At 61.0% G+C, this 21,012-nt stretch carries 21 protein-coding genes; 12 read left to right on the top strand and 9 right to left on the bottom strand.

What is annotated here, in order from left to right; translation table 11 throughout:
• Positions 1–9: 9 nt before the first annotated feature.
• The 3 genes from rsmB to def are packed head-to-tail and all read right to left on the bottom strand — an operon-like array spanning position 10 to position 2,839.
• Positions 10–1,320 carry a 16S rRNA (cytosine(967)-C(5))-methyltransferase RsmB gene (gene rsmB / locus PMI24_RS11795; protein ID WP_007954107.1) on the bottom strand — a complete coding sequence of 437 codons (1,311 nt, stop codon included), beginning with the start codon at positions 1,318–1,320 and terminating at the stop codon, positions 10–12.
• Positions 1,317–2,276: a methionyl-tRNA formyltransferase gene (fmt, locus tag PMI24_RS11790; RefSeq protein WP_007954106.1), complete on the bottom strand. Its 960-nt coding sequence runs from the start codon at positions 2,274–2,276 to the stop codon at positions 1,317–1,319. Before fmt ends, rsmB begins: the two co-directional genes overlap by 4 nt.
• Positions 2,277–2,332: 56 nt before the next feature.
• Entirely contained in the window at positions 2,333–2,839 is a 507-nt protein-coding gene (gene def, locus PMI24_RS11785; protein ID WP_007954104.1) for a peptide deformylase, read from the bottom strand.
• A gap of 169 nt (positions 2,840–3,008) precedes the next feature.
• On the opposite strand from def, the gene PMI24_RS11780 reads away from it, so the two are divergent.
• From PMI24_RS11780 to PMI24_RS11745, 8 genes are all read left to right on the top strand, one after another.
• Entirely contained in the window at positions 3,009–4,034 is a 1,026-nt protein-coding gene (locus tag PMI24_RS11780) for a LysM peptidoglycan-binding domain-containing protein (protein ID WP_007954103.1), read from the top strand.
• A gap of 79 nt (positions 4,035–4,113) precedes the next feature.
• Positions 4,114–5,211, top strand: coding sequence for a DNA-processing protein DprA (gene dprA / locus PMI24_RS11775; RefSeq protein ID WP_007954102.1), 1,098 nt, complete (start codon positions 4,114–4,116; stop codon positions 5,209–5,211).
• 54 nt (positions 5,212–5,265) lie between these two features.
• Entirely contained in the window at positions 5,266–5,823 is a 558-nt protein-coding gene (locus tag PMI24_RS11770; protein ID WP_007954101.1) for an L-threonylcarbamoyladenylate synthase, read from the top strand.
• A gap of 271 nt (positions 5,824–6,094) precedes the next feature.
• Positions 6,095–6,766, top strand: coding sequence for a hypothetical protein (locus PMI24_RS11765; protein ID WP_007954097.1), 672 nt, complete (start codon positions 6,095–6,097; stop codon positions 6,764–6,766).
• Positions 6,744–7,478, top strand: coding sequence for an iron-containing redox enzyme family protein (locus tag PMI24_RS11760; protein ID WP_007954095.1), 735 nt, complete (start codon positions 6,744–6,746; stop codon positions 7,476–7,478). Before PMI24_RS11765 ends, PMI24_RS11760 begins: the two co-directional genes overlap by 23 nt.
• Before the next feature lie 42 nt (positions 7,479–7,520).
• On the top strand, positions 7,521–8,615 hold the full coding sequence (locus PMI24_RS11755) for a DUF3419 family protein (protein ID WP_007954093.1): 1,095 nt from the start codon (positions 7,521–7,523) through the stop codon (positions 8,613–8,615).
• Positions 8,612–9,880: an aminotransferase class I/II-fold pyridoxal phosphate-dependent enzyme gene (locus PMI24_RS11750; protein WP_007954083.1), complete on the top strand. Its 1,269-nt coding sequence runs from the start codon at positions 8,612–8,614 to the stop codon at positions 9,878–9,880. Before PMI24_RS11755 ends, PMI24_RS11750 begins: the two co-directional genes overlap by 4 nt.
• Positions 9,870–11,168 (top strand): phenylacetate--CoA ligase family protein, encoded by a 1,299-nt coding sequence (locus PMI24_RS11745; RefSeq protein WP_007954081.1) that lies wholly within the window; start codon positions 9,870–9,872, stop codon positions 11,166–11,168. Before PMI24_RS11750 ends, PMI24_RS11745 begins: the two co-directional genes overlap by 11 nt.
• 23 nt (positions 11,169–11,191) lie before the next feature.
• Here the strand turns inward: PMI24_RS11745 and PMI24_RS11740 are convergent, their stop codons facing one another.
• Complete coding sequence (locus PMI24_RS11740; RefSeq protein ID WP_007954080.1) at positions 11,192–12,169, bottom strand: NADPH:quinone reductase; 978 nt, start codon at positions 12,167–12,169, stop codon at positions 11,192–11,194.
• A 147-nt stretch (positions 12,170–12,316) separates the two neighbouring features.
• Here PMI24_RS11740 and hemF point away from each other — a divergent pair, with 147 nt between their 5' ends.
• Both hemF and aroE read left to right on the top strand, forming a co-directional pair.
• The gene (gene hemF, locus PMI24_RS11735; protein ID WP_007954079.1) at positions 12,317–13,231 is read left to right on the top strand and encodes an oxygen-dependent coproporphyrinogen oxidase; all 915 of its coding nucleotides are present in this window, start codon (positions 12,317–12,319) and stop codon (positions 13,229–13,231) included.
• Between the two features lie 9 nt (positions 13,232–13,240).
• On the top strand, positions 13,241–14,062 hold the full coding sequence (gene aroE, locus PMI24_RS11730) for a shikimate dehydrogenase (protein WP_007954078.1): 822 nt from the start codon (positions 13,241–13,243) through the stop codon (positions 14,060–14,062).
• 7 nt (positions 14,063–14,069) lie between these two features.
• On the opposite strand, the gene PMI24_RS11725 is transcribed toward aroE, so the two are convergent.
• From PMI24_RS11725 to betC, 3 genes are all read right to left on the bottom strand, one after another.
• On the bottom strand, positions 14,070–15,638 hold the full coding sequence (locus PMI24_RS11725; RefSeq protein WP_007954077.1) for a SulP family inorganic anion transporter: 1,569 nt from the start codon (positions 15,636–15,638) through the stop codon (positions 14,070–14,072).
• A 102-nt stretch (positions 15,639–15,740) separates the two neighbouring features.
• The gene (gene choX, locus PMI24_RS11720) at positions 15,741–16,658 is read right to left on the bottom strand and encodes a choline ABC transporter substrate-binding protein (RefSeq protein ID WP_007954076.1); all 918 of its coding nucleotides are present in this window, start codon (positions 16,656–16,658) and stop codon (positions 15,741–15,743) included.
• A 16-nt stretch (positions 16,659–16,674) separates the two neighbouring features.
• Positions 16,675–18,189 carry a choline-sulfatase gene (gene betC / locus PMI24_RS11715; RefSeq protein ID WP_007954074.1) on the bottom strand — a complete coding sequence of 505 codons (1,515 nt, stop codon included), beginning with the start codon at positions 18,187–18,189 and terminating at the stop codon, positions 16,675–16,677.
• A 114-nt stretch (positions 18,190–18,303) separates the two neighbouring features.
• Here betC and PMI24_RS11710 point away from each other — a divergent pair, with 114 nt between their 5' ends.
• Entirely contained in the window at positions 18,304–19,254 is a 951-nt protein-coding gene (locus PMI24_RS11710; protein WP_007954073.1) for a choline sulfate utilization transcriptional regulator, read from the top strand.
• A gap of 4 nt (positions 19,255–19,258) precedes the next feature.
• Here PMI24_RS11710 and PMI24_RS11705 read toward each other — a convergent pair whose 3' ends face one another.
• Positions 19,259–19,918, bottom strand: coding sequence for an NAD(P)-dependent oxidoreductase (locus PMI24_RS11705; RefSeq protein WP_007954072.1), 660 nt, complete (start codon positions 19,916–19,918; stop codon positions 19,259–19,261).
• 84 nt (positions 19,919–20,002) lie between these two features.
• Between PMI24_RS11705 and PMI24_RS11700 the strand changes: the two genes are divergently transcribed.
• Positions 20,003–20,329 (top strand): DOPA 4,5-dioxygenase family protein, encoded by a 327-nt coding sequence (locus tag PMI24_RS11700; RefSeq protein ID WP_007954071.1) that lies wholly within the window; start codon positions 20,003–20,005, stop codon positions 20,327–20,329.
• Here the strand turns inward: PMI24_RS11700 and PMI24_RS11695 are convergent, their stop codons facing one another.
• Positions 20,330–20,731 carry a GFA family protein gene (locus tag PMI24_RS11695; RefSeq protein WP_007954070.1) on the bottom strand — a complete coding sequence of 134 codons (402 nt, stop codon included), beginning with the start codon at positions 20,729–20,731 and terminating at the stop codon, positions 20,330–20,332.
• Positions 20,732–21,012 lie beyond the last annotated feature (281 nt).

Genomic DNA, 21,012 nt, shown 5'->3' with positions numbered 1-21,012 from the left:
TGAATCCGTTTAGCCGCGCGCGGCAGCGATCTTGATCAGCTTGGCGTAGTAGAACCCGTCATGCCCGCCCTGCTGGGCCAGCAATTGGCGACCATGGGGCTGCTTGATCCCGGCGGCGGTGGCCAGATCCAGCTCCCGTGCGCCCGGCGTACGCTCAAGGAACGCGGCGATCACTTCGGTGTTCTCGGTCGGCAAGGTCGAGCAGGTGGCGTACAGCAGGATGCCGCCCACTTCGAGGGTTTTCCACATCGCGTCGAGCAGTTCGCCTTGCAGTTGCGCGAGGGCGGCGATGTCGTCGGCCTGACGGGTCAGCTTGATGTCCGGATGACGGCGGATCACCCCGGTGGCCGAGCACGGCGCGTCAAGCAGGATGCGCTGGAACGGCTTGCCGTCCCACCAGGCTGCCGTGTCGCGACCGTCGGCGGCGATCAGTTCAGCATTCAGACCGAGGCGTTCGAGGTTTTCTTTCACCCGCACCAGACGCTTGGCTTCCAGGTCCACCGCCACCACGCCGGCCAGTGCCGGTTCGGCTTCGAGGATGTGGCACGTCTTGCCCCCCGGTGCGCAGCAGGCGTCCAGCACTCGCTGGCCCGGCGCGAGGTCGAGCAGGTCGGCGGCCAGTTGCGCGGCTTCGTCCTGCACGCTGATCCAGCCTTCGGCGAAGCCCGGCAGGCTGCGCACGTCGGCAGCAGCATCCAGCACGATGCCGTCACGGCTGAAGGTGCACGGCTGCGCGGCGATCCCGGCTTCAGTCAGCAGACCCAGGTACGCGTCACGGCTGTGATGACGACGGTTGACCCGCAGAATCATCGGCGGATGCGCGTTGTTGGCCTCGCAGATGGCTTCCCATTGCTCAGGCCAGAAGGCCTTCAGGGATTTTTGCAGCCAGCGCGGGTGGGCGGTGCGCACCACCGGATCGCGTTCCAGTTCGGCGAAGATCGCCTCATGTTCGCGCTGGGCATTGCGCAGTACGGCGTTGAGCAAGCCCTTGGCCCACGGCTTTTTCAGCTTGTCGGCGCAACCGACGGTTTCGCCGATGGCGGCGTGCGGCGGGACGCGGGTGTAAAGCAACTGATAGAGACCGACCAGCAGCAGCGCCTCGACATCGGCGTCCGCAGCCTTGAACGGCTTCTGCAGCAGTTTTTCCGCCAGCGCCGACAAGCGTGGCTGCCAACGGGCGGTGCCGAACGCCAGGTCCTGGGTGAAACCGCGATCGCGATCTTCGACCTTGTCCAGTTGTGTCGGCAGGGAGCTGTTGAGCGAAGCCTTGCCGCTGAGGACAGCGGCGAGTGCCTTGGCGGCGGCCAGACGCGGGTTCATTGCGCGTCCACCGCTGCGCCCAGCACGATGCCTGTGGCGAATTTCTCACGACGGCTGTTGAACAGATCGCTGAAGTTCAGCGCCTTGCCGCCGGGCAATTGCAGGCGGGTCAGGCAAAGGGCCTGTTCGCCACAGGCGACGAGCAGGCCGTCCTTGCTGGCGCCGAGAATCGTGCCCGGTGCGCCTTTGCCTTCGGCGAGTGTCGCCGCCAGCACTTTCAGCGCTTCGCCGTTGAGCGTGCTGTGGGTGATCGGCCATGGATTGAAGGCACGGACCAGACGTTCCAGCTCAACGGCCGGGCGGCTCCAGTCGATGCGCGCTTCGTCCTTGTTCAGTTTGTGCGCGTAGGTGGCGAGTTCATCATTCTGCACTTCGCCTTCCAGGGTGCCGGCGGCCAGACCGGCAATCGCCTGCACCACAGCGGGCGGGCCCATTTCGGCGAGGCGATCATGGAGGCTGCCGCCGGTGTCTTCGGCGCTGATCGGGGTCACGACCTTGAGCAGCATCGGCCCGGTATCAAGGCCGGCCTCCATGCGCATCACGGTCACGCCGCTCTCGGCATCGCCCGCTTCCACGGCGCGCTGGATCGGCGCCGCACCGCGCCAGCGCGGCAGCAGCGAGGCATGGCTGTTGATGCAGCCCAGGCGCGGAATATCCAGCACCGCTTGCGGCAGGATCAGGCCGTAGGCGACCACCACCATCAAGTCAGGTTTCAGCGCAGCGAGCTCGGCCTGAGCGTCAGCGTTGCGCAGGGTCGGCGGCTGCAACACCTGGATATTGTTTTCCAACGCTAACTGTTTGACCGGGCTCGGCATCAGTTTTTGCCCACGACCGGCCGGGCGATCCGGTTGGGTGTAGACCGCAACGATCTCGTAAGGGCTGTCCAGCAGGGCCTTGAGGTGTTCGGCGGCGAATTCCGGGGTGCCGGCAAAAACGATGCGCAGTGGCTCAGTCATGGGGGAGTCTCATAAAAAGAAAAAGGCTTGCCGCAGCAAGCCTTTGGAGAGGGGCATCAAGCGTTCTGGCGGTGCTGCTTTTCCAGTTTCTTCTTGATCCGGTCGCGTTTGAGCGTGGACAGGTAATCGACGAACAACTTGCCGTTGAGGTGGTCGCATTCGTGCTGGATGCACACCGCGAGCAGGCCTTCGGCGATCAGTTCGTAAGGCTTGCCGTCGCGGTCCAGCGCCTTGATCTTGACCTTTTGCGGGCGGTCGACATTTTCGTAGAAACCCGGCACCGAAAGGCAGCCTTCCTGGTATTGCTCCATTTCGTCGGTCAGCGATTCGAACTCGGGGTTGATGAACACCCGCGGTTCGGTGCGGTCTTCGGAAAGGTCCATCACGACGATACGTTTGTGCACGTTGACCTGGGTCGCGGCAAGGCCGATGCCCGGCGCTTCATACATTGTTTCAAACATGTCATCGACCAGCTGACGCACTTCGTCGTCCACTACAGCCACAGGTTTGGCGATAGTGCGCAGACGCGGGTCCGGAAATTCGAGGATGTTCAAAATGGCCATAAGCTTGATTGCTGCACGTGTGAGGTAAAGTCGGGCGATGGCCTGGCGGGTCCGAAGATGCAGGCTACCGTTGTGAAACGTAGCTCCTTGATTTTCAGCATAGAGCAGGGAGCGAGCCACGGGGGCTCTGGCGTTTCACGCGAACGCACATAATAAAGGGATTCACCGCATGAGGAAATCACTACTCGCCCTGCTGTTTCTGGCCTCGGCCGGCGCCGCGCACGGGCAAGTGCAACTCAAGGAAGGTTTTCCACAGCAATACACGGTGGTTTCGGGGGATACGCTCTGGGACATCTCCGGTAAATATTTGCGCGAACCCTGGCAGTGGCCGCAGCTGTGGCGGGCCAATCCGCAGATCGAAAACCCCAACCTGATCTATCCGGGCGACACACTGACGCTCAGTTACGTCAACGGTCAGCCGCGCCTGACCGTCAATCGCGGCGAGTCGCGCGGCACCATCAAGCTGTCGCCGCGCATCCGCACCAGTCCGGTGGCCGAGGCGATTCCGAGCATTCCGCTCAAATCGATCAACAGCTTTCTGCTGAGCAACCGCATCGTCGACAAGGTCGAGGACTTCGACAAGGCGCCGTACATCGTTGCCGGCGACGCCGAGCGCGTGCTCAGCGGCACCGGCGACCGGATCTTCGCCCGTGGCCATTTCGACCCGAACCAGCCGGTCTACGGCATCTTCCGCCAGGGCAAGGTCTACACCGATCCGCAGAGCAAGGAGTTTCTGGGGATCAACGCCGACGACATCGGCGGTGGTGAGATTGTCGCCACTGAAGGCGACGTCGCCACCCTCGCCCTGCAACGCACGACTCAGGAAGTGCGCCTAGGCGACCGCTTGTTCAGCGGCGAAGAGCGTTCGATCAACTCGACCTTCATGCCCAGCGCTCCCACCACCGACATCAACGGCCTGATCATCGATGTGCCGCGCGGCGTCACACAGATCGGCGCAATGGACGTGGTGACCCTGAACAAGGGCAAACGCGACGGCCTGGCCGAGGGCAACGTGCTGGTGGTGATGAAAACCGGGGAAACCGTGCGTGACCGAATCACCGGTCAGCCGCTGAAAATCCCGGATGAACGTGCTGGATTGCTGATGGTGTTCCGCACCTACGACAAACTCAGTTACGGCCTCGTGCTGAACGCATCGCGCTCGCTGGCGGTGCTGGACAAGGTGCGAAATCCTTAGCTGGCTTCACAAGTTACCAACAGAGTTATCCACAGCTTGTTCCGAAAGGTTCGGGCCTTATAACGATCAAGGATGATCCATGATGATGCCTGTCTCTGCGTCGGTTTCCCCGGCGGAACTGGAAGCGCGCTTGCGCCTGCACCGCTTGCCGGAAGTCGGTCCCAAGCGTTTCACCAAACTGCTCGAAGCCTTCGGCTCTGCCTCGAAGGCGATCAGCGCGCCGGCCACCGCCTGGCGCTCGTTGGGTTTGCCGGCGGCCAGCGCCGAGGCCCGACGCTGCCCTGAAGTTCGCGACGGCGCCAGCCACGCATTGCTCTGGCTAGAGCGTCCGGATCAACATTTGCTGATGTGGGATCAGCCGGATTATCCGGCCCTGCTGGCGCAGATTCCCGATCCACCGCCCCTGCTGTTCGTCGCTGGCGACCCACGGATTCTGGAAAAACCGCAGCTGGCGATGGTCGGCAGTCGCCGCGCCTCCCGCCCGGGCATGGACACTGCCGCTGCGTTTTCCCGCAGTCTCGCGGGGGCCGGATTCGTCATCACCAGCGGTTTGGCGCTGGGCATCGATGCCGCGGCGCATCAAGCCGCTGTCGACGTCGGCGGGCAAACGGTCGGCGTGCTTGGTACCGGTCTGGAAAACTTTTATCCACAGCGCAATCGACGGCTGGCGGACGCGATGATTGCGTCCGGCAGTGCGGTGCTTTCGGAATTCCCTCTGGACACCGGGCCGACGGCGAGCAACTTCCCCAGGCGCAACCGGATCATCAGCGGTTTGTCCCTCGGCGTGCTGGTGGTCGAGGCCAGCGTTGCCAGCGGTTCGCTCATTACTGCACGGCTGGCGGCGGAACAGGGGCGCGAGGTGTACGCCATTCCGGGTTCGATCCATCACCCCGGCGCCCGGGGCTGTCATCAACTGATCCGTGACGGCGCCGTGCTGGTGGAAACCATCGAGCACATTCTAGAAGCCCTGCGCGGCTGGCAGCATCTGCCGGTATCCACTGCCGCGAATCCGGATAACCCGTTGCTGCGTCTGCTGCACGCCGCGCCGCACACCAGCGAGGGCCTGGCCGACAGCAGTGGCTGGGCGCTGCCCAAAGTGCTGGCGGCGCTGACCGAACTGGAGATGGATGGCCGCGCGGTGTGCGAAAACGGCCGCTGGTTTGCGCGCGTGAGCTAGGTTTTACATTGAAGATCGGTAAACTGCGCGAAACCTGTTTGCGGAGAGTTTTTCATGGTCAACAGTTGGCGTGTGCAACAAGCCGCACGAGAGATTCGCGCCGGGGCGGTGATTGCCTATCCAACCGAAGCCGTCTGGGGGCTGGGGTGCGATCCTTGGAATGAAGAAGCGGTGGATCGTCTGCTGGCGATCAAGAACCGTTCGGTGGACAAGGGGCTGATCCTGGTCGCCGACAACATTCGTCAATTCGATTTCCTGTTCGAGGATTTCCCCCAGGACTGGATCGACCGCATGGCCAGCACCTGGCCGGGCCCGAACACCTGGCTGGTGCCGCATCAGAACCTGCTGCCGGAGTGGGTGACCGGGGTGCATGACACCGTGGCGCTGCGGGTCAGCGATCATCCGCAGGTGCGGGATCTGTGCTCGTTGGTAGGGCCGTTGATTTCGACGTCGGCCAATCCGCAGGGGCGGCCGGCGGCGAAGAGTCGCTTGCGGGTCGAGCAATATTTCCGAGGCCAGGTCGATCTGGTGCTCGGCGGAGCGCTTGGCGGTCGCAAGAACCCGAGCCTGATTCGGGATCTGGCCACCGGCAATATCGTGCGCCCGGCCTGATACCACCCTTGGTTAATTTCGTGAGTACTCCTCGGCTTTCATGGCGAGGAGTACTACGCGTGCCTGCGATTTTTCCTTCATTTATCTGAAGTTATAGCCCCGCGTTTTGTTTGAATTTTTCCTTTCTACGTCAGATGAATCTTTAAGTATTCAATTGTTGTAATTTTTCCGACGTTATTCTCAGAAGCCACACAGTGGCGATTTTTCTAAAACCATTCATTATTTCAATGCGCTCAGAAAACTTCGAAAAGTTAACGGCTGCGGAGAAGAAATGGATATCAGGGATTCGCAATTAACGGATTATCTGCAGGAGATTCAGACGACCTTTAAAAGGCGTCATGAAAACTATCGCATCGTTATTCTTGAAGCAGGATCAGACACACGAGAGTTTGAACGGTTTGTTTCTCGCCATTTTCGGCTGCGATTGCAACACTACATGTTGACACCCAGAGCCAGGTCACTTGAAACACGCCTGGCGATTATTTCGCGCAGTACCCACTTTCTGTTGTATCAGCACGACAGGCCCACGGCCGTATTGAGAGTGACCCCTGCGCCGTTCGAATGGGCCTCACTGGCGCAGCAGCAACTGTCTCCCGCCACGACGCTGTCGCGCCATGTCGAGTTCAGTCGCTTGATCAGTCACTCGCAAACTCAGTTCCCCATGTCGATCAACGGCCTGCTGGCGGCTGCCACGGAATGGGCTGTCACGCGGGGTTATGAAGGGGTTACCGCGCTCTGCCGAACACCGCAACGGCGATTGTTCCAGCGCTTCGGCCTGACGCCCATCACCACCGATGCAATGCGCATCGAGCAACGCCAGCGCGGCGATTACTGGCTGCTCTCGGCTCAATGGCAGCAAATCCTCACAGCACTTCAACAGTCCGCCCACCTGCTCGCCAACCCATTGGAGACCCCCGTTGATGAATACGCCTCTCAGTTTTGAACAACAATTAAGCCTGCTCGATGAGCGAATCGAAAAGTCATGGGCCGATATTCTGGAAAATTCGCGGCTGGTGAATGCCATCCGCGAAGGTAGCGTTTCAAAAGCCTTATATGCGATCTACATGATCCAGACTTTTCACTACACGGCGCACAATGCGCGAAATCAAGGACTGGTGGGTGTTAGACATGCGGATAATCCGGTGTATGCCAAGTTCTGCTTTGAACATGCGGCACAGGAAGTCGGTCATGAAAAAATGGCACTGCATGATGTCATGAGCCTTGGTTTGAAGAATGAAGTGTTTGATATTCCGCCTGCACTACCGGCCACTGATGTGCTGATCGCTTATTTATATTGGATTTCCTTTACCGGTAACCCGCTACAACGGCTTGGTTATAGTTATTGGGCAGAAAATGCCTATCAGTTCATTACTCCTCTCATTGATAGCCTGAGTGAAACGCTGGCGCTCAAACCCGCGCAACTGACCTTCTTCATTGCGCATTCCGACATTGATATCGAGCACTTCAACGAAATCAAACTCATGCTGCAGCGCACCTGCAAGCGTCAGGAGGACTGGGATGCGATAGCCACCGTCATGGAAACCAGCCTGCGCCTGACCGGCAACATGCTCGAGGCGGTTTATGAGCAGTTCGAGGCCTGGCAAAACGGGCTGGCGCCCCGTTATGACTTCCTCCATGCGCTGGACAACCAATGAAGGCCGCCCGCCCATGTCCAGATCAGACGGCTGGAGGCAGACATGGCTGATTATTTCGACCGGCTCAACTACACGCTCGGGGATGAGGACACCGCACTTGAGTACGCGATCCTGCCCAGACATGCCGGGCACGTGCTGGGTATCGCCGGATGCGGCGGCCGGCTGTTGCCGTTATTGGCCGCCGCCCCGGCGCGCATGACCTGTACCGATATCAGCGCGCCGCAACTGGCGTTTACCCGATTGCGTTTTGCCCTGCTGGAACAGACCGATCACGAGTCGTTCATGGCGTTCATGGGTTATCGAATGGAAAGTATGCGGGCGCGACGCCGCTCCATTTTCCAGCAACTGGTTTTACCGTCGGAGGATCGTCACTGGCTGTCGGCGTTCTTCCAGTCCCGACGTTGGGAAGCGCCGATTTACATGGGCGCATTCGAGCAGACCCTGAAGCGGTTGGCCAAGATCACCGGACTGTTTACCGGCAAGGCCGGCCGAGGCATTTTTCAGTTCAGCCAGCTTGACGAACAAACGGAATATTACCGAAACCACTTTCCGCTCAAGCGCTGGAAAGCCGTGATCGCTTTACTGGGAAACGCAGCAGTCCTCAATTCGCTGCTGTACAAGGGCGCGTTTCCACCCAACAACCTGGGGATCAGTTCCCGCGCGGCGTATCTGGAAATTTTCCATACGTTGTTCACCACTCAGGTGGTCCGCGAGAGCTTTTTCCTGCAAATGCTGTTTTTCGGTGAGCTGCGTTATCCACAAGGCTTTCCGCTGGAGTGCGATCCGGCAATTTTCCAGCGGGCTCGTGAAGGACTTCAGCAGTGCGAGTTACGTGTGGTGCAGGCCGACATCCTCGACTGTGTTGCCGAGGACACAGCCTTCGATTTCGTATCGCTGTCGGACGTGCCTTCCTTCATGCCCGAAGCGGCCGGCAAGAACGTTTTGCAGCGCCTGGCACCGGCCTTGGCAGAAAACGCACAGGTGGTCATGCGGGGGCATTTGCATGTGGTGCGACCCGATTGCGCAGGTTTCTGCGATATCACCCACCAGTACCAGGCAGACATTGCGCGAGAAAAAACCCAGCTCTGGCATGTCCAGGTCTATCGCCGCACACCCTCCTCTCAGGTATCCCGATGAACACTTTTCAACCGACCGTCAATTGGGTCAAAAACCGTGTCCGGCAAGCGCGTGACGATCAGCAACAGTTATTCGATGCCGGGCTGAATGGTTTGAAGCTGGCTAAACGTGAAGGCAAGGAGATCGAGCTCGATAGCGGTGAACGGCTGACCGAGTTTCTCTCATGTTCTTATCTGGGGCTTGAGTGTGATCCCCGCTTGATTCAAGGGGCGGTGGGCGCCGCAGAGTCCTTCGGCGTGCAATTCGCCGCCGCACGAACCCGGGCGCTGTTGCCACCCATGCGTGAACTGGATGAACTGCTCAACCGGATATTTCAGGGACACACAGTCACCTTCAACTCGGTGGGCAGTGCGCACCTTGGCTGTCTGCCGCTGCTCGGCTCCGGCGAGATGCCCTCGTATCCCATGCGTCGTGGCCCCTGCTGGATTGTCGACCGTGCCGCTCATGCTTCGATGCAAGTGCTGCAAGGCATTCTCTGGCAATTCGGGCCGATACAGCGCCGCGATTGCAGCGATGTAGAACAGGTGGAGGAAGCGTGCTCAACGGCGGTCGCGGCGGGTAATACGCCCATCATCCTGACCGACAGCATTGGCTCGATGCGCGGTGTTTACCCGATCAATCGCCTGCTGCAACTGGCGGAGCGTTTCGACGGTTATCTCTATGCGGATGACGCCCACGGTACGTCGATCCATGGCGTGGCCGGAGGTGGTTACGCGCTGGACGCGGCGGATGAACGACAGCGTGGCCGGCTGATCCTGCTGTCGTCGTTGTCCAAGGCCTTCGGCGCAACCGGTGGGGCGATTACTGTGCGCACCGAAGCGGATGCCGAGATGATTAGGCGCCATGCATCGACCTATACGTTTGGCGGGCCATTGTCAGTTGGCGGGGTGGGCGCAGCAGTTGCTTCGGGGAAAATTCATATGTCGCCGGAGCTGGGTCAATTGCAGGTGGCGCTGTGGAGAAATATCGCCACGATCGACCGTTTGCTGGGGCCAGTGCTGGGCAATCATCACGTCGCATCCCCCATTCGTTTCGTCCGCGTCGGGGCCGAGAGAGATGCGATCAGTCTGGCGCAGCACCTGCGCCGGCAGGGCATGGCGGTCACTACCGCGTTGTTTCCGGTGGTGGCCAAGGGCGAGGCGATTTTGCGTCTGGCCATCAGCGCGAGCCACAGTCAGCACCAGTTGGAGTCTCTGGTGAACGCCGTCCGTAGCGGATTCGATGAGCTGGGCATTCGTCAGGGAGGGCGCGGCCATGAGCAATGAACTCGTCACGGATGTATCGGCCGAGGCCTTCGCGCGTAAATTGGCTCACGCGCGTTCACTGCCGTGGTTCCATGCGCTGTATCCGCGAATCCTTGAAGTACAGGGATTGGCCGATCTGCATCGATTGCCGGTTCTGGCGGTGGAAGACGAGTCCGGCGACGGGCTGTTTTCCGCGCTCGGTGAAGCTTCACACCGAGCACTTGGTGGCGGGCTGACCCTGACCTCGGGAGGCAGCACCGGCAATCGCAAACAGATCACCCATTCCTGGGCGTTCAACGCTGCAATCGTGCCCTTGGGAGCACGGATGTTCGGGGGGACGGACGAACGACCTGAATCGGTCATCAACTGCCTGACGGCCGGGGAAATGCAGGGTGCTTTTCAATACGCGTCAGCCATCGTCCAGCACATTGGCGCACGCTTGTTGCCTGCCGGTTCACAGATGGGCATGCAGGGCGTCGCCGAACTGATACATGCTCACAAAGCCGATGCGTTGATATGCACTCCCTCCTTCGCCGCTGCTTTGTTCAATCATGAAACAGCTGGCGCTGTGCAATTGTGCAGCCTGAAGTGGCTCTACTACATTGGAGAACCTTGCAGTAAAACGCTGCGCGACCAATTGGCCCGGGACTGGCCGGCGCTGAAGATCCGCTCGTTGGGCTACAGCTCGACGGAGTCCGGCCCCATCGGTTTTCAGTGCGCCCATCTGGAGCACGGTTTTTATCACCTGCATGCCGACGCGATGCTGGCCGAAGTGGTTGATCCGCTGACCCTCCAAGCTGTGGCTGAAGAGCAAACCGGTGAGTTTTTACTGACGCCGCTGCTGCCCGATCATGTGCCGTTGCTGCGCTACCGGATCGGGGATCGTGGGCGAATCCTGCGCACAGTGACGAAGTGTGCCTGTGGCAGTTCCATGCCGGTTCTGGCCCTTGAGGGGCGGGTCGAGTCATCGATCAAGCTGGGTGGCGCGCTCATCACTCAGTCACAGGTATTGCACGTACTCCGGCAGCTTTTGCCGCAGTTGCAGGCCACCGATGTCCAGGTGCAGATTGATCGACGGCCCGAGGGAGCACGCATGCGTCTGGTCATCGCCGAGGACACACTGACAGTCGACACACGAAGCGTCATTGAAGATGCGTTGCAGGTCAAAGGACAGGCCAGCGCATTGCTCAGGTTGCCCGGTGTGCTGGGGCTGGAGGTGAAGCGTCTTGCTCGTCAGGAGTTCGAAACCACCCTGGCCGGCAAGACGCCGTTTTTTGTGACGTTTGAACAGACCCCGGCACCGTCATGACGATGGGCCGAGGTCATCGGTGGTCAGGGCAGCAGGACAGTGGAGCCCGTGGTTCGCCGCGCCGACAGCTCGGTCTGCGCTTTGGCCGCGTCAGCCAGTGGATAACGCTGGCTGATATCCACTTTCAGCTTGCCGCTGGTGATCATCCCGAACAGCTCGTCGGCCATGTGCTGCAGGTTTTCGGCGTTGTTGGCGTAGGTCGCCAGGGTCGGCCGGGTGACGTAGAGCGAACCTTTCGCCGCCAGAATCCCCAGATTCACGCCGTCCACCGCGCCCGACGCATTGCCGAAGCTCACCAGCAGGCCACGGGGCGCCACGCTGTCCAGCGAAGCCGGCCAGGTGTCCTTACCGACGCCGTCGTAGACCACCGGGACTTTTTTCCCGTCGGTCAATTCCAGCACCCGTTGGGCGACATTTTCGTGGCTGTAGTCGATGGTTTCCCAGGCGCCGTGGGCCTTGGCCAGATCGGCTTTGGCTTTCGAGCTGACGGTGCCGATCAGCTTCACGCCCAGGGCCTTGGCCCATTGGCAGGCGAGCAAACCGACGCCGCCGGCCGCTGCGTGGAACAGAATGGTTTCGCCACCCTTGAGTTCATAGGTCTGGCGCAGCAGGTACTGCACGGTCAGGCCCTTGAGCATCACGCCGGCGGCGGTTTCGAAGCTGATGGCGTCCGGCAGGTGCACCAGATTCGCTTCTGGCAAGACGTGAACGTCGCTGTACGCGCCCAACGGGCCGCTGCCGTACGCCACACGATCACCGACCTTGAACCGGGTGACCTCGCTGCCCACGGCCTCGACGATACCGGCGCCTTCCGCACCCACGCCCGACGGCAACGCCGGTGGCGCGTACAGGCCGCTGCGGTAGTAGGTGTCGATGAAGTTCAGGCCGATGGCCTTGTTGCTCACGCGAACCTGCTGCGGACCGGGTTCGGCGGGTTGATAGTCAACGTACTCGAGCACTTCGGGGCCGCCGTGGGCGCGGAACTGGATTCGCTTGGCCATCTGCCTACTCCTTGGGTCATTTGGGAAGGTCCCTATCGAACGCTCATGCTTGATCTTCGTCAACTGCGGCGTGCCGGTTTGCGATGGTATGCTACGCGCCCATTTGCGCGGGGCGCCGCGCAGTTCCGCCCGATCCAAGGTGAAGCCATGACGACCCGCACCGACGCCGTAAAGGCCTATCTGCTCGACCTGCAAGACCGCATCTGCGCCGCGCTGGAAACTGAAGACGGCGGCACGCGCTTCGTCGAAGACGCCTGGACCCGTCCGGCCGGCGGTGGCGGTCGGACCCGGGTGATCGAGAACGGCACGGTGATCGAAAAGGGCGGCGTCAACTTTTCCCACGTCTTCGGCAGTGGCCTGCCACCGTCTGCCAGTGCCCATCGGCCGGAGCTGGCCGGGCGTGGTTTCGAAGCCCTTGGCGTGTCGCTGGTGATCCACCCGCACAACCCGCATGTGCCGACGTCCCACGCCAACGTGCGCTTTTTCATCGCCGAAAAGGAGGGTGAAGAACCGGTCTGGTGGTTCGGCGGTGGCTTCGACCTGACCCCTTACTACGGCAACGAAGAAGACTGCATCCACTGGCACCGCGTTGCCGAACAGGCCTGCGCGCCGTTTGGCCCGGATGTCTATCCGCGCTACAAGGCCTGGTGCGACACCTATTTCCACATCAAGCATCGCCACGAGCCGCGTGGCATCGGCGGCCTGTTCTTCGATGACCTGAACGAGTGGGACTTCGACACCAGTTTCGCCTTCATGCGCGCCATCGGCGATGCGTACATCGACGCTTACCTGCCGATCGTGCAGCGCCGCAAGAACGACGCCTTCACCGCCAAACAGCGCGAGTTCCAGGAATTCCGCCGAGGTCGCTACGTCGAGTTCAACCTGGTTTACGACCGTGGCACCCTGTTCGGCCTGCAATCGGGCGGGCGCACCGAATCGATCCTGATGTCGCTGCCACCGCAAGTGCGCTGGGCCTACGACTGGAAAGCCGAGCCGGGCAGCGAAGAGGCGCGCCTGACCGAGTACTTCCTGCAAGACCGCGACTGGCTGGCCCAGGCCTGAGGACTTCTGATGGATCGTTACGTCGTTTTCGGTAACCCGATCGGCCACAGCAAGTCGCCGATGATTCACAAACTGTTCGCCGAACAGACCGGGCAGAGTCTCGACTACAGCACCCTGCTGGCGCCGCTCGAGGACTTTTCCGGCTGCGCCACGGCGTTTTTCCGGGAAGGTCGCGGCGCCAACGTGACCGTGCCGTTCAAGGAAGATGCTTATCGTCTGGCCAACAGCCTGACCGCCCGCGCCGAACGCGCGGGTGCGGTGAACACCCTGAGCAAACTGGCCGATGGCAGTCTGCTCGGCGATAACACCGACGGCGCCGGTCTGGTGCGGGACCTGACGGTTAACGCCGGGTTCAGCCTTACCGGCAAACGCATTCTGCTGCTCGGCGCCGGTGGCGCGGTGCGCGGTGCGCTGGAGCCTTTGCTGGCGGAGAAGCCGGCTTCGGTGATCATCGCCAATCGCACGGTGGACAAGGCTGAGCTGTTGGCCGAACTGTTTTGTGATCTGGGGCCGGTATCGGCCAGTGGTTACGACTGGTTGCGCGAGCCGGTGGACGTGATCATCAACGCCACCTCCGCCAGCCTCACCGGCGACGTGCCGCCGATTGCCCCAAGCCTGATCGAGCCGGGCAAGACCCTGTGCTACGACATGATGTACGGCAAGGAACCGACCGCATTCTGCCGCTGGGCCAGCGAGCACGGCGCGGGTGTGGTGATGGACGGCTTGGGCATGCTGGCCGAGCAGGCTGCCGAAGCCTTCTTCCTGTGGCGCGGCGTGCGTCCGGACACTGCGCCGGTTCTGGCGGAATTGCGTCGGCAGTTGGCGCTGTAAGGCGCCCTCAGTCCTCGAAGCGGATCGGGCATTTCTCCGGCCCTTCGAGTTTGCGCAACTCCTCCACCACCTGCGGTCGCGCCTGACGCAAGGTCAGGCTGCGATCCTGGCGCAGCAGGCGCCGGGCTTCCTGATGGAGCATTTCCACGCCTGAATAGTCGATGAAGTTGATCTGTTGCGCCTCGATCACCACCCGCGCGCCGTGCATCCGTTGCAGGCGCACTTGCAGATAGTGGCTGGCGCCGAAAAAGATCGAACCGCCGACCCGCAATACATCGTCTTCGCCATCGCGCCAATGCTGCACCCTCGGCTGCGAGGTGCGCTTGAGGTAGAAAAACAACGAGGCCAGCACGCCGGCATAGATCGCCGTCTGCAACTCCAGCAGCAACGTGGCGATGCAGGTCAGGCTCATCACCACGAATTCCGCCCGGCTCACCCGCAACAGCGCACGAATGCCGCGATGATCCACCAGTCCCCAGGCGATCAACAGAATGCTGCCGGCCATGGCCGGAATCGGAATGTGCGCGATCAGCCCGGCACCGAAAATCGCGAACAACGCCACCCACAATGCCGAAAACACCCCGGCCAGCGGCGAACAGGCCCCGGCCTCATAACTCAGCCCGGAACGGGTGAACGAGCCGGCGGACAACGATCCCGAAAAGAACGCCCCGACAATGTTGGACAGACCCTGCGCGCGGACTTCCTGGTTAGCGTCGAGCAGCTGTTGCGAGCGTGCGGAAATCGAACGGGCAATCGACAGGCTGGTGACCAGCCCGAGCATGCCCACCGCCACGGCGCTGGGCAGCAGGCGCAGGATCAGATCCATATCCAGCGGCAATCCACTGAACGGCGGCAAGCGGCCGACAAATATGCTGACCAATTGAACATGGCCGAACATCGCCGGCCACAGCCACACCACCACACTGCCGAGCACCAAGGTCATCAACAGTGTCGGCCAGCGTGGCAGCCATTGTTTGAGCAATGCGCCGACTACCACCGTGGCCACACCGAGGACCAGCGACGGTTTATCCACAGCCCCGAGATGGCGCAGCAGATCCATTAGGCTGGCCAGCGCCGTGGCCTTGGCCGGCAGATCCAGTCCCAGCAGGTTCGGCAATTGACCGATGGCAATCACCACCGCCGCGCCGAGGGTGAAACCCAGCACCACGGAATGCGAGACGAAATTTACCAGCGCGCCGAAGCGCAACAGCCCGAGCAGCCACTGGAAAATCCCGGCGAGGAAGGTCAGCAGCAGGATCAGGGTGATGTAGTCCTGTGACGCAGGCACGGCCAGCGGACTGACACTGGCGAACAGCACAATCGAAATCGCCGCGGTCGGGCCGCAGATCAGATGCCACGACGAGCCCCACAGGCAGGCGATCAACACCGGGACGATGGCAGCGTAGAGCCCGTATTCCGGTGGGAGACCGGCGATCAGCGCGTAGGCAATCGACTGAGGCAACGCGAGAATCGCCCCGCTGAGGCCGACGACCAGGTCCCGCCCGACGCTGGCGCGGGTCTGCCGGGGCAGCCAGGTCAGGAAGGGGAAAAGTGAGCGACGGCTGGGGAGGGCCATGGATCCTCTCGGGTGAAATTTTGCGCATTGTACGCAGCCCGGGACGCGGAGCGTCCATTGCGGCATTCCCACGCAGAGCGTGGGAACGATCGGCCCGCGCAGTTACAGTTTGGCTTTAACCGCCGCCAACGCATCTTTGCCGTCCACCGTCTTCACACCATCAAGCCACTTGTCCAGCACCGCCGGATTCGCCTTGATCCAGGCCTTCACCGCCTCCGCATTGCCGACCTTCTTGTTCACCACCTCGGCCATGATGCTGTTCTCCATCTCCTGAGTGAACGCAAGATTGGTCAGCAATTTACCCACATTCGGACAGGCCTCGGCGTAGCCCTTGCGGGTCAGGGTGTAGACGCTACCCGTATCGCCGAAGTACTTCTCGCCGCCCTTGAGGTAATGCATTTTCAGTTGCACGTTCATCGGGTGCGGGGTCCAGCCGAGGAAGGTGACGAATTTCTGTTTCTTCACTGCCCGCGACACTTCGGCCAGCATCGCCTGTTCGCTGGACTCGATCAGCTTCCACTGGCCCAGGTCGAAGTCGTTTTTCTTGATGATCTCTTGCAGTGAGATGTTCGCTGGCGCGCCGGAGCCGATGCCGTAGATCTTCTTTTCGAATTTATCGGCGTACTTATTCAGGTCGGCAAAGTTATGCACACCCGCGTCCCACACGTAATCCGGTACGGCCAGGGTGAATTCGGTGCCGTCGAGGTTCTTCGCCAGTTGCGTGACGTCACCAGTGGCGACGAACTTGTCGTAGAAGCCCTGCTGCGCCGGCATCCAGTTGCCGAGGAACACGTCGACCTGCCCGTCCTTCAAGCCGCCGAAGGTGATCGGCACCGCGAGCGTGTCGACCTTGGCTTTGTAGCCCATACCCTCCAGCAGAAACCCGGTGATGGCGTTGGTCGCGGCGATGTCGCTCCAGCCGGGATCGGCCATTTTCACCGTGTCGCAGCTCTCGGCAAACGCGGATGCGCTGCCCAGTGCCAGCAGACTGACCGTCACGACTGTGGATAACTTGACCATGGACTTCCCCTTAACGTTATTGGTTTTGGCAGGGTTGTGGATAACGGGCCTTGCGCTCCAGGTCATCGAGGTCGATGTGGTTGCGCATGTACTGCTGACTGGCGTCCACCAGCGGCTGGTGATCCCAGCTCTTCAGCTTGCCGATCGTCAGCGCCTCGGCGACAAAGCGCCGACGCCGTTGGCTTTCGAGAACTTCGCGGTGGATGGCCGGGATGTCCCACTTGGCCCGTGCTTCAGCAAGAAAATCGTCGAACAGCTGGCGATGTTGCGGTGATTGGCTGAGTTCTTCCTGTTCGCGTGGATCGTTATCCACATCGAAGAGTAGGCAAGGGTCGGTTTCGCTGTAGATAAATTTGAAGGCGCCACGGCGGATCATCATCAGCGGACTGACGGTGCCCTCGGCCATGTATTCGCCGAACACCTCGTCGTGACCGCCCTGCCCTTGCAGGTGTGGAACCAGCGAGCGGCCGTCCAGCGGCAGGTTCGGTTCCAGGTTGCCGCCGGCCAGTTCAACGAAGGTCGGCAGCAGATCGGCGGTGGAGACGGCAGCGCTGACACGGCCCGATTTGAACTGACCGGGTGCACTTATCAACAGGGGCACACGAGCGGCCATTTCGTACCAGTGCATTTTGTACCAGAGGCCCTTCTCCCCCAGCATGTCGCCATGGTCGCCGGAGAAGACGATGACGGTGTCGTCCATCAGCCCACAATCTTCGAGGGTTTGCAGGAGTTTGCCGACGTTGGCATCGATATAGCTGCATGCACCGAAGTACGCGCGGCGTGCATCGCGAATCTTATCCACAGGCAGCGGCTTATCCCACAGGTCGTAGACCTTGAGCAAACGCTGGGAGTGCGGATCGAGTGAATGCTGATCCGGCGTCGTCGGAAGCGGGATATCCGCATCGTCATACAAATCCCAGAACGCCTTGGGAATCGTGTACGGATCGTGAGGGTGAGTCATCGACACGGTCAGGCAGAACGGCTGGTCGCCGTCCTCGCGAATATGGTCGAACAGGTATTGCTGCGCCTTGAACACTACCTCTTCATCGAAATCGAGCTGGTTGGTGCGCACACACGGTCCGGCCTGCAACACCGAAGACATGTTGTGATACCAGCTCGGCCGCACATCGGGCTCATCCCAGTTCACCGCCCAGCCGTAGTCGGCCGGATAGATGTCGCTGGTCAGGCGCTCTTCGTAACCGTGCAGTTGATCGGGGCCGCAGAAATGCATCTTGCCCGACAGCGCGGTGCGGTAACCGAGGCGGCGCAGGTAATGGGCGTAGGTGGGAATGTCGGCGGGGAAATCGGCGGCGTTGTCGTAGGCGCCGATCTTGCTCGGCAACTGGCCGCTGACCAGGGTGAAACGCGACGGTGCGCACAGCGGGCTGTTGCAGTACGCGGCATCGAACACCACGCCTTGTTCGGCGAGGCGGCTGAGATTCGGCAGTTTGATCGGCGACGGGCCGTAGAACGGCAACATTGGCGCGGCCATTTGATCGGCCATGATGAAAAGAATGTTCTTGCGCTTCATGTGATCGCGGCATTCCATAGTGAATATTTATGCGACATTGCTGCGATCGAGCATGGATTCCCCGCAATATCCGGTAAAGCCCGCGCCGGACAATGACTAGGATAAGCACAGCTTATGTATGAAGCTCTTGGTGATTTGTCGCTGGATCTGTTGCGCGCCTTCGAGGCGGCGGCCCGTCATCGCAGTTTTACCGCTGCGGCGGTTGAGCTCGGCACGACGCAACCGGCGATCAGTCAGCAGATCAAACGGCTGGAAGAGCAACTCGGCACGCGGCTGTTCGACCGCATCTACCGAGGCATCGAACTGACCGAGGTCGGCTCGATCCTGTTCGAGCAAGTTACCCTCGGTTTACAGAACATCGATGCAGGATTGAGCGCGATCAGCACGCAGCAGCAACATGAAGTGCTGCAGGTCGCCACCGATTTTGCCTTCGCCGCGTATTGGCTGATGCCGCGTCTGCATCGCTTTCACGAAGCTTATCCACAGGTGGACGTGAGCCTGGTTACCAGCGAGCGCAATCACAACATGCTGCGCCCGGATATCGACGTTGCCGTGCTGTTCGGCGACGGTCGCTTCAAACAGGGCGAAAGTCACTGGTTGTTCAGCGAAGAAGTGTTTCCGGTGTGCAGCCCGCAACTGCTCAAGGATCGCCCCCTGCCCTTGCCTGCCCAGGCATTGATGGAGTTCCCGCTGCTGCACCTGCGCGGGGAAAACAGCAGCAACTGGTTCGACTGGAGCGGTCTGTTTCGCGCGCTGAACATCAGTACGCCGCCGGCCCCGGGCCAGTTGCGCTTCGACAATTACACCTTGCTGATTCAAGCGGCGATTGGCGGTCAGGGCGTGGCGATCGGCTGGCGTCACCTTGTGGATAACTTGCTTACCCAGGGCTTGTTGTGCCGACCGATCGCCGAAACCACCCTATCGCGCCTCGGTTATTACGTGGTGCTGCCGCAACGCAAACGCCGGGGCGCGTTGATCCAGACGTTCGTGGATTGGCTGATGGTCGAACAAGCCAGCAGCGCCGAGTCCTTGGCTGGATTGCCGTTGCCTTCGATTGCTGTGTAACGGATCAAGAGGCGGCGACAAAATCCACGTGCTGACGCAGATGCAGATTCAGCCGCAGCTCATCGGCAATCCCCACCGCCACCCGGTTCAGGCGTTCCAGCGGTTCGGCCAGACCCGGTTCAAGCGTGCGGCCGACCTGACTGAAATGCTCGATCGTCAGCCCGGCGACGCTGCGCGGTGCATTCACCAGCGTCCAGTGCAGCGGGCTGCTTTGCAGGGCTTCGCGCACTTCTTCGGCGGCGTGGCGTTGCAGCGGGTCGGCGTTTTCCGGATCGTCCAGTGCTTCGAATTCGCCGATGACAAACAGCCGCGAGACGTTCGCCGCCTGCAATCCATCGATCAGCGCGTCCACCGCCAGCACCTGTTCCACCGGCCCCAGCACCACGGACTTCTCGACATGATCGCTGCTCAGCGGCAAGCCCGGCGCATTGAGCAGGCAGATCACCGCCGAGCTGCCCGCCACGCTCTGATTGACCCGCTCGGCATCGAGCAGATCGCCGCTTTTGGTGCGCAGCCCCGGCCGTGGCGCGAGCGCCGTCAGATCGTCGAGGATCGCGATGACTTCGTGCTGGCGACGCAGCAGTTCAGCCATCAACGCACTGCCCAGGCTACTCATGGCACCATAGAGCACCACTTTTACCGCCGGGGTTTCGGCATTTTTCATGGCTGAGGTCCCTTTTGTTTTCCCTTGTATGGCGTGTGACATACGGGCAACGCCGAGGGTTCGAACCGATTCAGGGGGTTTGCGATGCAGACGATCAAGGGTTACCACGCCCACATTTATTACGACGCCAGCACGATCGAACAGGCGCGGACGCTGTGTGAGCAAGCCGCGCAATTATTCCCATTGAAGATGGGCCGCGTGCATGAACGTCCGGTCGGCCCGCACCCGGACTGGAGCTGCCAGCTGGCCTTCGGCCCGGAGTTGATTGGTGATGTGATGCCGTGGCTGGCGCTCAATCGCAAGGGATTGGTGGTGTTCCTGCACCCGGACACCGGCGATGACTTGCTCGATCACACCGAACACGCGATCTGGATGGGCGCGATGCGGCCGCTGGATCTGTCTATTTTTTAATCAGATGGTTTCTTCGGGCTCACCCGGCAAATGCTCGTCCAGGTGCAGCCATGGCAACTGGCTGTCGGTCCAGATATGCCGCTCGGCGGCGGCCAACTCTGGATGATCCAGTGTGGCAATCGTCAGATCGATGCTCTCGGGACTGAGCAACGTTACCAGCGCCAGTTGTGCGCCGCAGTGCGGACAGAAGAACCGGGCGCAACTGGTCGACGAGTCATAGCGCGAAGGCGTCCCGGCCAGCCACTGGAAGTTCGCCGCCGGCAGCGTGATCCAGGTGGTGACGATGCCACCGCTGACCTTTCGACAGATCGAACAATGACAGTGGGCGATGTCGTGCAACGCTCCGCTGAACTGATAGCGGATATGTCCGCAATGGCAGCCACCGCCGTGCAACTCAGTCATCGCCCTGCCCTCCGCTTCCCGTGTTCATTGACTCTAGCCCGCATCCGACGGCCGGTTGGCCGTTCGCCCAAAGCTTTCTTGCGCGAAAGGTAGCTGAAAGGTTCCCCGATTAGGATCGCCCCCACTGCCGGCAACAGACCGGTTGGCCAATGCGTGTGATTGCTCGCACGACAGGCCCAATTAACAACAACAATGGTGATTCTGATGTCCTCTGCAACCCGCCTCCTCGCTGCAACTCCGCCCGTACGCCTCGTGCTTCCCGTTCTGCGCTGATCCACCCG

The organism is Pseudomonas sp. GM25 (assembly GCF_000282255.1).
Classification (GTDB): domain Bacteria; phylum Pseudomonadota; class Gammaproteobacteria; order Pseudomonadales; family Pseudomonadaceae; genus Aquipseudomonas; species Aquipseudomonas aphyarum.
This window is presented reverse-complemented; position numbering and strand designations above follow the sequence as displayed.